This is a genomic window from Acinetobacter sp. YH12208 (genome assembly GCF_013418055.1).
Classification (GTDB): Bacteria; Pseudomonadota; Gammaproteobacteria; order Pseudomonadales; family Moraxellaceae; genus Acinetobacter; species Acinetobacter pseudolwoffii.
Genome location: NZ_VPCT01000007.1, coordinates 112714 through 125016, shown reverse-complemented (window position 1 = coordinate 125016; position 12303 = coordinate 112714). Strand labels below are relative to the sequence as shown.

The window sequence follows — 12303 nt, the reverse complement described above, 5'->3', positions numbered from 1 at the left end:
TGTTGTTAAGCAGCTTGTTTATTGGAACAGTGAATATTCATTCAGCAGCCAGCCATTAATCAACGCAAAATATTCACGTAGCCATGAATGGTAGCGAGCATTCTGAGGAGTGCTGGCACTCAGACTGATCACTTGCTGATAGCCCTGATGTCTGGCAATAGCACGGGCACGCGGGCTATGAAAATCATTGGTCACAATCACAATGGGCTCATTTCGGCCAATATTCTGTTGTTGCAAGATCGCCTGAGAATATTGCAGGTTCTGTTGGGTGCTTCTGCTTTGATCTTCTACGCGAATCGGGTTTTTGAGCTGCGGATAGGTCGTATGAATATAATGTTGCATGACTTCAGCTTCGCTTTGTCTTTCCCGGAAATTTCGTCCTCCGGTCATAATCATCAACGTATCTGGATATTGTTCTGCATATTTTGCTGCAGTATCCAGACGATTTTTTAAGATGGGTGAGGGTTGACCCTGGTTAATCCCACTACCTAATACCAGAATCGCTGTAGCCGGTTGTGCAGGAATATTCGAGTTGATCGACATCTGGATATAAGCGAAAAAAATCGCAACACTGATCATCCAGAGTAAAAATCCGCCCCAGAGACTGTTCCAGAACAATGTTCTGAGTCGAGAATTTTGTTTCCAGCGCTGAATAGATGAAAAAAGCAGGGCATACAGGATCAGTGCCACACCAATGATGATAGACAGCATGATACCAAAATGCCTTTGGTCCTGATTCAGTAACCAGACGCTATTGATACAGAGGATCAAGCCAAAGATCAGACTGAGACTTCGTTTAAGTTGATTGAGCATCCAAGTTTCCTTTTTTCTTATTCATATTTTTATTATTACTTTTGTATTTTCAAAAACCGGGCTATTGCGCCCGGTTTTTAGTATATCAGTTCATCTTAATATACATCACGGCGATAACGGCCATCCAGACGTAATTGATCGAGCAGCGTTTCACCAAGTATCTCGGTCAGGGCCTGATCGACATCACTGGCCATGCCATTGATGCTACCACAGACATAAATCACTGCGCCTTGGGCAACCCAGGTTTTCAGCTCTTCAGCCTGTTCCCGTAATTTATGATGCACATAGACTTTTTCCTGCTGGTCACGAGAGAACGCAAGATCCAGCCGTTTCAGGGTTCCCATTTGCAACCAGGCCTGAATGGTTTCTGCAAAGAAGAAATCATGTTCACGCTGACGTTCACCGAAGATCAGCCAGTTTTGGGTGTATTCCTGACGGTTACGGGAGCTGAGCAGACTCATTAAACCAGCAATACCGGTACCATTCCCAATACAAATGATCGGACGGTTATCATCAATCAGGTGGAACGATTCGTTGCTGCGAATGCGTAGCGCAATCGGTGCATTGAGTGCGGCATGCTGGGTTAACCAGCCTGAACCCAGACCTAGATTTCCATTCGCATCAGCTTGCTGACGTACCACCAGACGCAGGACTTGCTGACTTGGAATGCTGGCAATCGAGTATTCACGTGATGCCAAAGCCGGTAATTGCTTGAGGAGCTGATCCAGTGAATCAAAAGGTTCAGCCTGAGTCAGATCACGATCCCAAAGCGCGCGCTCAATGCTTTGCTGCATAGAAGGCACTTGTGTGCCGGCAGCAATATTGTGTTGTTGCATAAATGCCTGAATACGTTCCGGACTGTTAGCTGGCTGAATCTCGGCAATATCACCTGCTTGCCAGATTGCTTCATGCTCAGGAATCAGTTCGATATTAAAGGCAGGAGCACCCAGACTACCTGGATTGAGGATTTCACGTTGAGTCAGTGTCCACTGATCAAAGGTTTTATCGATACCCATGGCTTGCAGTTCAAGGCGAGTTACTTGTGCCAGTGCAGTATTCCATTGCTGGATGTGCTCATTATTGGCATTATCCACTTCAATGGTGGTGAATAACTGCTGGGCACCATTTTGCTGCAACCACTGGTCAATACGGTGACCAAAACTGCAATAGCTATCCGGATATTCTTGAGAACCGAGCGCCAACACCGCATAATTTAAATGCCGCAGATCAGCTTTGCCGGACAGGATTTTTTTCTCAAAAGAAGAGGCCAGATCAGGTGCTTCACCTGTGCCATAAGTACTGGCAACAAATAATACCTGCTCGGTTTGCTGTAAATCGGCAAGCGTCAGTTGTTGTACCGCTTTTACTGTTGCTGGCTGACGCGCTTCCTGCAGGGCAGTTGCTGTACGCCAAGCCAGTTGTTCTGAGACACCTGTTTGTGATGCATAAGCAATCAGCCAAGGTTTGGCATTTTCATCTAAGTCAACTGGAGTGACACCCTGACGCGCTGCCAGCGTTAAGCGCTTCTGTTTACGACGTTTCAGATACAGCATCCAGCCTGTCACAAAGAATAATGGCATTAACAAGGCTGCGACCATGGCAAAGAACTGGTAGATCGGGCCGAAGAAGCTGCCACGATGCACCGGTAACATGCTGCTCATGATCTTTTCATTGAGCTTTTTATCTTCATAGAATTCAACTTCTGTGAATTCGGCTGTCTGGTAATTATAAGTGGCACTGTTCCGCGCACGTTCATGCTGGGCAACCGGATCGACAAAGCTGAGCTGCATGCTGCCGTCGGGTTTTTTGGGAAGATTAAAGGTTACTGTGGAATATTTATCTGAAAATTCAGTATTAAAGCCAGTCCAGCTCAAATCTAGCGCGCGGCCAATCTGTTCTGGATTTATGCCTTCTTCGCGTCCTTCACCACGTGGGCCGCGTTCGCCACTTTGACGTCCTTCACCACGATTATTGCCCGCATTGGCTTGCATGGTAGGCTGTGGACGTTCAACACCGAGAACTTTAAACATCCCGCTACGCCACCAGTCATAGGACCAGTACAGGCCGGTACAAGCCAGAATCAGGTAGAAAATCACCACCCAGGTTCCCACAACAGCATGCAGATCCCAGATAAAATTACGGCCTTTCAGCTTGGGTTTTACAAAGAACCATTGCTTGATCGAATGACGCTTTGGCCAGCGCAGGTAAAGACCGGACAAGACGAAAAAGATCAGCATTAAAGTACAAGCACCGGTAATCTGTTTGCCGACCGGGCCAACCGTTAAATTACGATGCAGTTGCTGAATAAACTGGAAAAATTCTCGACCCTTAATCTCAGGCAAAACTTCGGCAGTATAGGGATTGATCAGGATGTTATGACCACGCCGTGCTCCCTCTTTGGCAATATTTACAGTACTTGAAGCACTTGGATCTTGTGCCACGCTAATACTGTTAATCTTCATCTCAGGGACAGTCCTGTGAAAATGCTGATACAGCTGGGCCGGCGTAAGCTTGTCACCTTGCTGAACCTGAACCGTATAACTGTCGGTATTTATCCATTTTAGGATTTGTTGTTCGTATGAATAAATTGCGCCAGTGACCCCCATCAAAGATAGGATTAAACCTGCTGTAATCCCCAGAAACCAGTGGATTTGGAAAAATGTCTTTTTAAACATGGGCGTCAGATCAAGGGTGAGATTGATAAAAGTGGGCAAATTATAACTGAACTTTAATACTGAATTATAGATGTTGAGGATAATATTTATTCTCATTATCATTTATCTTTTTATGATGAAAAAAAACCTCCATGCCGGGGCAGGAGGTTTTTTGTTGAAACGGGTACGGTTTAGATTTGTTTGGCTGCGCCAACTTCTGCTTCTAGATGCTTACGGATCGTATTGAAAGAAAAGTTTTTGCTGTCCAGACGTTTAGGCAGGATATAAGCACCTTGCTGGCCTTTTACTTTAAAATTGACCAACATGAATTCTGGTGTGTTGTACCATTCATAAATGTCTTTCCAGCTGATCGCACCCACACCTTCTTGCAGGCCCATTTTCTGGCGCATTATGATGCCGTGCGGTTGAACACCCAGACGAACACCTTTGATTTCCTGTACCGGAAATTCGTTCATCTTGCGTTTAACATACCATTCCAGACCAAAGGTACGGATCAGGTAATACAACACCACACAGGCAATCGCCACCCAGCAGAACACGGTTGAATAGTTCTTAAGAAGCAGAAGGCCCAGAATAGAAAGTGCAACAACAGCACCCATGATCAGCCAGGCTTTCATGCCTATTTTATTGGTACTACGCCAGATCACCAGCTGAGCATGACGCTGCTCGGCTTCGGAAATTTCATAGTTCACAGGCTGTAAGGTATAAGCGTATAAATTTTTCGCGGTCATAGTGAAACTAGCAGATTTAAAACTGTAAAAAGTTTAGCACTAATTGTACCAATTCAGTGAGTATATTGTTCCAAAATCATCCAAATTATAATGAACCGAGTTCGGTCGCCTGTTCATCACGCTCATGACTCAAACTTTGTTTCAACTGGCTTAACTGATTTAAAATACTGAACATTAAAGACAGCTGCTGCAAAATGATCAGAGATTTCTGATCCTGTTCCTGATCATGAGACAGGCGCTGTCGAATACTGACAATCAGATTTTGTGCGCTTAAATCGGGCATTTCATCTCGCAGTAAGGCACCACGAATATTCTCCAACGATTGATCCAGTAAATTCAGGATGTCCTGATCCTCAATTTTTTCCCGGTGTGCGCCCAGCGCTGCGATATAACTGATAAAGGTATGGTTCAGACACAGGAACTCAAAGGCCAGCGATTTTTGCACAGGATCAATATCCGGTTCAGTGGCCAGGGTCGAAATGAGTGAAGCCACCTCGGCATCGGTATTGTGGGCAGCACGGCGCACAATCCGATATTTCAGGCCATTATTACGCCCCGATTTATATTGCTCGATCACTTCACTTAAATAGTCCGCTTCTGCCTGCAAGCTGCGTTTGATACTGCGCGGCAAACGTCGGAACTTCCAGTCCGGGAAAATAAAGCTGACCCCGAACCAGGCAATGGCACAGCCAATCAGGGTATCAATCATCCGCGGGATAGCCGCAGCAAAGCCCATACCATCCAGATTGAAGTTGATCAAGGCTAAAATCGTGATAAAGGCGGTGGCCTGTGCATACTGTTTACTGCGCAATTCAAAGAACAGAATTCCGCTGAATACCAGAAGCAATAATTGTCCTTCGATGGAAGGCACAAAATACAAAATGGCATAACCTAGAATAATACCGACCAACGTACCGACAATACGCAGACGTAAACGGCGTTTGGTGGCGTTAAAGTTTGGCTGGCTGACAAACAATGCAGTTAATAAAATCCAGTAACCATATTCAATATTGCTGACCTGTACAAAGATATAGCTGATCAGCAGCACAATCGACAGGCGGATGGCATGCCGGAACAGCACCGATTCTGGAGTGAGATGCTGTTTAATTCGAACCTTGATGTCGTCCCAGCCTTTCAGGTCATCATCTCTGAGCTGGTTTTCAATATGTTTAAAACGCTCGGCTTTGATACTTTGCTCGGTTTCCAGGTTACGTAACTGGGCATCAATCGATTTCAGGTTCTGAAATAGTGAAAATAAAGCATTAATCCAGACCTGATCATAATGCTGATCCTGACGTAATTTCTCCAGAGACAGCCGAAGATTGTCAAAAGCATGCTTGAAGCGTTTGTTATGTACATAAGGCTTGCGCAGCAGCAAACTTTCACTCAGGTCCTTGCAGGCTTTGCCCTGAATCGACATGATGCGCTGAAAGCGGAACAGGATGTCGCTGTGCTGGAAAATCTTGGCCAGTTTCTGATAATCAATATGGGCTGAATCGGCACGTTCATGAATATCCTGCGCCACAAAATAATATTGCAGACTGCGACGGGTATCTTTTTGCCCACGGTCGCCTTTTAGACGGGTCAAGAGCGCCGTTTTCATTTCGTTAAAAATGGCAATCAGTTTGCCATTTTCAAGAGAAAGATCAATCATGCTCTGCTGATAACTGGTCGGGGTCATGTCCACATCAAACAGATTGGACTTGGCATATAAAAAGTCACCAAGCGAAGCATAAGAGGTGGCAAGCTTGTCTTGTGCCAACCGGGCAGGGAAGACCAGGAAGCTGAGCGTCGACAGAATGCCGTACCACATCGCACCGATGACCAATAAACCAGCCTGTTTATACCATTCATCAAACAGCTCCACCCCAAGCATGGAATAAACGGAAATCACCAGACAGCCGTAGGAAATCGTGGCATATCGTCGCCCTAGTGAACCCAGCAAAATCAGGGCAATACAGGACACAATTAAGGCCAAGGCAAACAGCAAGGGATAAGGAAAAAGCAGATATACGCCCACTGCCGTAATAAAGAAGCCAATGTAGGTGTAGAGCAGATTTAAAATCCGCACCGAAAAGCGGTCATCAATATCGCTTAAACCGGCTGCGACCACGCCTAAAGTCAGTGGAATCGTCATCAATTGTTGTCCCATAAAATAGGGAACAAAGGCGGTACCTGCAAATGCCGTCATCATGCGCAGGTTATACATCAAGGTCGTATTATAGGTGGTTTGCTTGAGACGAGTGAGCCAAGATTTCAAAGGTCGTCCTTTATACTGCAGTCTTAGAGCTGAATCTGAATAGGCTAATGAAAATAGTATATTTATAAATCTTCATTTCAGGCTAAATCATACTATGCACTGTGTTAATTTGTCTGCATATTAGCGCTTTAAATCTTCATGCTTATGACATCGAATAAAATAGTACAACAACCTTATGCCATGTCCTGGATTATTTTGCTGGCAACACTGAGTGCACTCGGGCCTTTATCCATTGATATGTATCTTTCGGCCTTGCCGGCCATGGCAGCAGATTTTGGTGTCAGCACCCAGATGGTTTCTAACAGCCTGCCGGCTTATTTCTTCGGTCTGGCGATCGGGCAACTGATTTATGGTCCGATCAGTGACCGGATTGGGCGTAAACCGCCACTGTATTTTGGGCTGTGTTTATACATTGTGGCAAGTTTGCTGTGTGTCTTTGCGCAGGATGAATGGAGTCTGATCGCTGCACGGATTCTGCAAGCCTTAGGTGGCTGTGTCGGGGTGGTCATGGCACGTGCTGCAATTCGTGATCGCCTGGATATGCATTCAGCAGCTCAGGCCTTTTCCAGCATGATGATTGTGACTGCGATTGCACCAATCATCGCTCCGAGTCTGGGGGCCTGGGTATTGATGTTTTATGAATGGAATGTGATCTTCTTGGTGCTGATGGGCTGCGGTCTGTTGAGTCTGGCCTGTGTACATTTTCTATTTAAAGAAACCCTGGAGCCAGAACGTCGTCTCAAGCTGAACTTCCAGCAGGTATTAAGTTTGTACCGTACTATTTTTCAGGATCCAAGCTTTCGACGCCCGCTCTATGCTGGCTGTTTTTCCGGTGCAGTGATGTTCTGTTATATCAGTGCTTCTTCTACCATTCTGATGGATCGTTATCAGCTGACTGAGCAGCAGTTTGCTTATGCCTTTGGTGCCAATGCCTTCGGGATCATGCTGTTTTCGACCTTGAATAAACGTCTGGCTGGGCGATTCTCGATATTACAGCGCTTGAAAATCGGCACCTGTCTGCAGTTTACCGGTGTATTAGGGTTAATCTTGCTGGGCTGTCTGGACGTCGATTCTGTGTTCTGGGTGTTGTTAGGCATGTTTATTGTGGTGGCATCTATCGGGTTTACTGGTCCGAATGCCATGGCTCTGGCAATGGCTGAACAGGGCGAGCGGGCGGGAACCGCCAGTGCGATTATGGGCAGTATGCAATTTGTCTGTGGCTTATTGGGCGGTGTATTACTGAATTTTCTGATCTGGCATGCCTTATTAAATATGGCATTGATCATGCTGGTTTTTGTAGGTATTTCCGCTTGGGCGATTTTTAAAATCAAGATGCCAATCTTGAAAAATGCATAGATGCTGGGCGTTCTCTAATATATTAAAAATGCTGGATTGAGCAGAGGGCTAAGCAAGTTGGCTTAGCCCTGCTTGCATCACTCATCGATAAATACGGCAAATTCCTCTACGGGAACACGCGGGGTAATAAAGCTGTTAATAATCTGCTCTGGGTCGGCATAACCCAGTGCCATACCGCAGACCAGCTCTTCATCATCAGGTGCGCCGACCAGATCAAGCACGATCGGATGAAAATGATTCCAGGCAGCCTGCGGACAGGTGTCCAGACCGCGGGCTTTTGCTGCCAGCATGACATTCTGGATCATCATCGAAACATCCATTTTGGAACCAATCGCCAAAGAACGATGGACGGTAAAGAACAGGCCGACAGGCGCATCAAATAATTCAAAATTACGCAGCTGCTGACGCGCCATTTTTTCCTTTTCGCCTTTCTGAATATTCAGCAAGCCATATAAACCCCAGCCATTTTCACGACGACGTTCAATAAATGGCGAGATCCATTGTTCAGGATAATAGGCAAAAGTTTCCTGATACTGCTGCGACAATTCCGGATTTGCATAGATTTGCATTTGTGCCTGACAAACCTGCTGCACGAGTTCATCACGCTTTTTACCTGTTACCACATACACTTTCCAGGGTTGGGTATTGGTTCCTGAAGGTGCGCGGCTGGCCACCGCCAGAATCTCTTTTAAGGTGTCTGTACTAACGGGGGTATTTAAAAAAGCACGCACTGAATGGCGAGAAGTGATGGTGTGATCTACAGCATGAACAAGATTTTGATCCATTATGGGGTCCAGTCGAATATCCTTATTGAGTTTGCAATGACTATAAACTAAACAAACAGAACGGGGGATAGGAAAATTTAATTCTTCGCCAGCTGAAAAAACAATTTATCAGCAAAATGACTTGAATAATGAAATTTCGCATTCTTTTAGCTGAGCATAAATCGCCTAAGTGATAGCAATGGATTTAGTCATAAAGTTGGTCTTTGATTTAAAAAATGGCTTAAAACCCAAGTGCTTGAACCATTCAACAATAACAATTTCACACAGAGAACTGGTTTATTTTGACTGAAAATCAAGATAATTTAATTTCAAGATCCCTGTTTCATTTTGTGTCGAGTAAAAGATTAATATTTTTTTTGAATTAAAATATAGATTAATCTTCATATAAAAATGAGAATTTATAATTATTTTTTATAGGTAAATTAACTATTGCTAATAAAAAGAAATAAAACCTGATACGAAGAAACAGCATAATGTACGACTTTTCATCTTAATTCATGCATTTCGTGATTAAGATCTGTTTTAAATAACGCGATTCCAGATGGCTTGAATGAAGTCTTTAGGTTGAAAGCACTCATCAAGCACTGAATGTTTTTTTTGAGCTTAAAACACAGTTTTTTTACCAGCATGCGCATCTGTTTGAAAATTGTCTGCAATTTTACAACAGACTGAGTATCGGAATAGAAAAGGTGTTGCTTTTATAAATCTCTCATTTGTTGAATATGATCGTGATGATGATATTCATAAGTTTGAAAGAGATGATAAATCGGTTTGTTTTTCTAAAGGTGATAGATCAAATCAGGATATTTCCAGATGAACATCTAATGAGCGAGCTAGAAATCTAGCGCACTCCATAACTTTTAGAAAAATAAAAAATTCAAAATCATCTTGGGCAAAAAATTATGGATTTTACTTTTAACGCATTTTATACCTTGATTGCCGCAGTCATTGTTTTGTTACTCGGCCGATTCCTGGTTAATAAAATCGATTTTTTAAAGCGCTACAATATTCCTGAGCCGGTTGCAGGCGGTTTGGTTGCTGCGATTATCTCATTACTGGTGCATTCACTGTGGGGATACAGCATCACCACCAGTTCAGAGCTACAAACCAGTTTTATGCTGATCTTCTTTGCCTCGATCGGTCTGAGTGCCAACTTTTCCAAGTTGCGTGAAGGCGGTGTCGGTCTGGTAATTTTCCTGTTTGCTATATCGATTTTTATTGTTTTGCAAAATGCAGTCGGTATGAGTCTGGCAACACTGCTTGGTATTGATCCACTGATTGGCCTGATTGCAGGTTCAGTTACCTTAACCGGCGGTCATGGTACTGCGGGTGCATGGGGGGAGATTTTTGAAGTTGAACATGGCATTCAGGGTGCTTTGGCACTGGGTATGGCCAGTGCGACTTTCGGTCTGATCATCGGCGGGATCATTGGTGGACCTTTGGCCAAATTACTGATCAATCGTCATAACCTGGCTACTGCACGTACCGATCAGCAGATCGAAAAGCGTGACAATACACCAATGGATAGCACGACCAACGAATATGTACCGTTTGAATATCCGCATCAGGTGCGTTTAATTACCGCTGATAATGCAATCACGACCTTGGGCCTGTTCGCAGGTTGTTTGGCTTTTGCAGAGTTTATGACGGGTTTCAGTAAAGGTACTGCGTTTGAACTGCCAACATTTGTCTGGGCATTGGCGGGTGGTGTCATTCTGCGTAATGTACTGGAAGGTATTTTCAAAGTCCAGATCTTTGATCGTGCCATTGATGTGTTTGGTAATGCGTCATTGTCGCTGTATTTGGCAATGGCTCTATTGTCATTGAAATTGTGGCAATTGGCTGACCTTGCAGGCCCGCTGATGGTGATTCTGGGTGCGCAGACCATTACGATGGGTTTATATGCGGCATTTGTCACTTTCCGTTTGATGGGTAAAAACTATGATGCTGCGGTACTTGCAGCAGGTCACTGTGGTTTTGGTATGGGAGCAACGCCAACAGCGGTTGCCAATATGCAGGCGATTACCAATATGTATGGTGCGTCGCATAAGGCCTTCCTGATCGTTCCATTATGTGGGGCGTTCTTCGTTGACTTAATCAATGCTACTGTTATTCAGATGATTTTGAAGTTTTTTGCATAATTTTTATGCCTGATACGATGAGTCATAGGCTCATAAGGATGTGACATGAATGATCAGTTAAATGAAACCTTACTCGGCTGGATTAATGCCCTGAATGGCCCTTTATGGGACTTTCTGGTAGTGTTTCTGGTCGCAGTCGGTATTTTCTATACGATCATGACGGGTGCAGTACAAATTCGTTTGTTCTGGCACAGCATGAAAGTCATGAAAAATAGCCGTGGCAAGGTTCAGGATACGCACGGGATTACTCCGTTCCAGGCTTTTGTCACCGGACTGGCAAGCCGGGTTGGGGTGGGCAATGTCGCCGGTGTGGCGATTGCCATTGCGATTGGCGGACCGGGCGCGGTGTTCTGGATGTGGGTTACTGCATTTCTGGGTATGAGCTCTGCTTTGGTGGAATCCTCATTGGCACAATTGTTTAAGGTGCGCGATCATAAAAACCAGCAATTCCGTGGCGGCCCTGCCTATTACATTACTCAGGGTCTAAAACAGAAATGGCTCGGGATTGTCTTTGCAATTGCATTGATCACGACCTATGGCTTTGTGTTTAATGCGGTTCAGGCCAATGCCATTACTGGTGCAACGTCACATGCATGGGGCTGGGATCAGGCCAATATCATTTTGCCTTTAGGCGGATTGGATTTTGAAGTTTCCTGGATCGGGCTAGTCTTAGTATTGATTACAGCTACAATCATTTTTGGCGGTATTAAACGTATCGCCAAAGTGGCAGAAAAGGTAGTGCCCTTTATGGCGCTACTGTATCTGGCGGTGGCTTTATATATTGCGGTGATCAACTACGATGTCTTGCCCTCCATTTTTCAGCTGATTTTCAGTAAAGCCTTTGAGTTTGAAGCTGCCGCGGGTGGTTTCTTTGGTGCCATGGTGTCTATGGCCATGATGATGGGGATCAAGCGTGGTCTGTTCTCTAACGAGGCAGGGATGGGTTCGGCACCGAATGCTGCTGCAGCCTCGGATGTCAAACATCCAGTCAACCAGGGTCTGGTACAGATGCTCGGAGTATTTGTAGATACCTTTGTGGTGTGTTCATGTACCGCGATTATTATTCTGGTTTCGGGTCTGTATGAAAATGCAGGCTTTGAAGGCGTGACCTTGACCCAGATGGCACTCGAAAGCCAGATTGGTGCCTGGGGTGATGACTTCCTGGCTTTGATTCTGTTCCTGTTTGCCTATTCTTCGATTATTGGTAACTATGCCTATGCCGAAGGAAACGTCCAGTTCATCAATAACAATAGCCGGGTTATGTTGATTTTCCGTTTATTTGTATTGGTGATGGTGTATTTCGGTTCCATCGCCAGCGTGCCATTGATCTGGAATATGGCGGATCTGTTCATGGGTGTGATGGCAAGTATCAACTTGATTGCGATCCTGTTGCTGATGCCATTCCTGCTCATGCTACTCAAAGACTATACCGGTCAGTTGAAGCGTGGCGTGAAAGAACCTGAGTTTAAACTGGATAATCATCCTAAGTTTAAAGACAAGGTCAAATCTGATATCTGGTAACCCTGAAAAGCAAAAAGCCCT

8 protein-coding genes are annotated in these 12303 nt (G+C 44.8%); 3 read left to right on the top strand and 5 right to left on the bottom strand.

All coding sequences use genetic code 11. The annotated features are described in order from the left end of the window. Window positions 1-18 precede the first annotated feature (18 nt). The 4 genes from FTU95_RS08930 to yccS form a co-directional block, all read right to left on the bottom strand. Window positions 19-813 carry a YdcF family protein gene (locus FTU95_RS08930; protein WP_005097832.1) on the bottom strand — a complete coding sequence of 265 codons (795 nt, stop codon included), beginning with the start codon at window positions 811-813 and terminating at the stop codon, window positions 19-21. Between the two features lie 95 nt (window positions 814-908). Then, window positions 909-3488, bottom strand: a complete 2580-nt coding sequence (locus FTU95_RS08925) for a sulfite reductase flavoprotein subunit alpha (protein WP_180078224.1) — start codon at window positions 3486-3488, stop codon at window positions 909-911. Window positions 3489-3658: 170 nt separating this feature from the next. Continuing rightward, on the bottom strand, window positions 3659-4219 hold the full coding sequence (locus FTU95_RS08920) for a YcxB family protein (protein ID WP_005097830.1): 561 nt from the start codon (window positions 4217-4219) through the stop codon (window positions 3659-3661). Window positions 4220-4304: 85 nt separating this feature from the next. Further along, complete coding sequence (gene yccS / locus FTU95_RS08915; RefSeq protein WP_180078222.1) at window positions 4305-6479, bottom strand: YccS family putative transporter; 2175 nt, start codon at window positions 6477-6479, stop codon at window positions 4305-4307. A 138-nt stretch (window positions 6480-6617) separates the two neighbouring features. Between yccS and FTU95_RS08910 the strand changes: the two genes are divergently transcribed. After that, a complete protein-coding gene (locus FTU95_RS08910) occupies window positions 6618-7835 on the top strand; it encodes a multidrug effflux MFS transporter (protein WP_180078220.1) in 1218 nt (405 codons plus the stop codon). 77 nt (window positions 7836-7912) lie between these two features. Here the strand turns inward: FTU95_RS08910 and FTU95_RS08905 are convergent, their stop codons facing one another. Further along, window positions 7913-8620, bottom strand: coding sequence for a nitroreductase (locus tag FTU95_RS08905; RefSeq protein WP_004280692.1), 708 nt, complete (start codon window positions 8618-8620; stop codon window positions 7913-7915). Window positions 8621-9522: 902 nt separating this feature from the next. Between FTU95_RS08905 and gltS the strand changes: the two genes are divergently transcribed. Both gltS and FTU95_RS08895 read left to right on the top strand, forming a co-directional pair. Next, complete coding sequence (gene gltS, locus FTU95_RS08900) at window positions 9523-10761, top strand: sodium/glutamate symporter (protein ID WP_180078218.1); 1239 nt, start codon at window positions 9523-9525, stop codon at window positions 10759-10761. Window positions 10762-10806: 45 nt separating this feature from the next. Further along, complete coding sequence (locus tag FTU95_RS08895; RefSeq protein WP_180078214.1) at window positions 10807-12282, top strand: sodium:alanine symporter family protein; 1476 nt, start codon at window positions 10807-10809, stop codon at window positions 12280-12282. The last annotated feature ends 21 nt before the right edge of the window (window positions 12283-12303 follow it).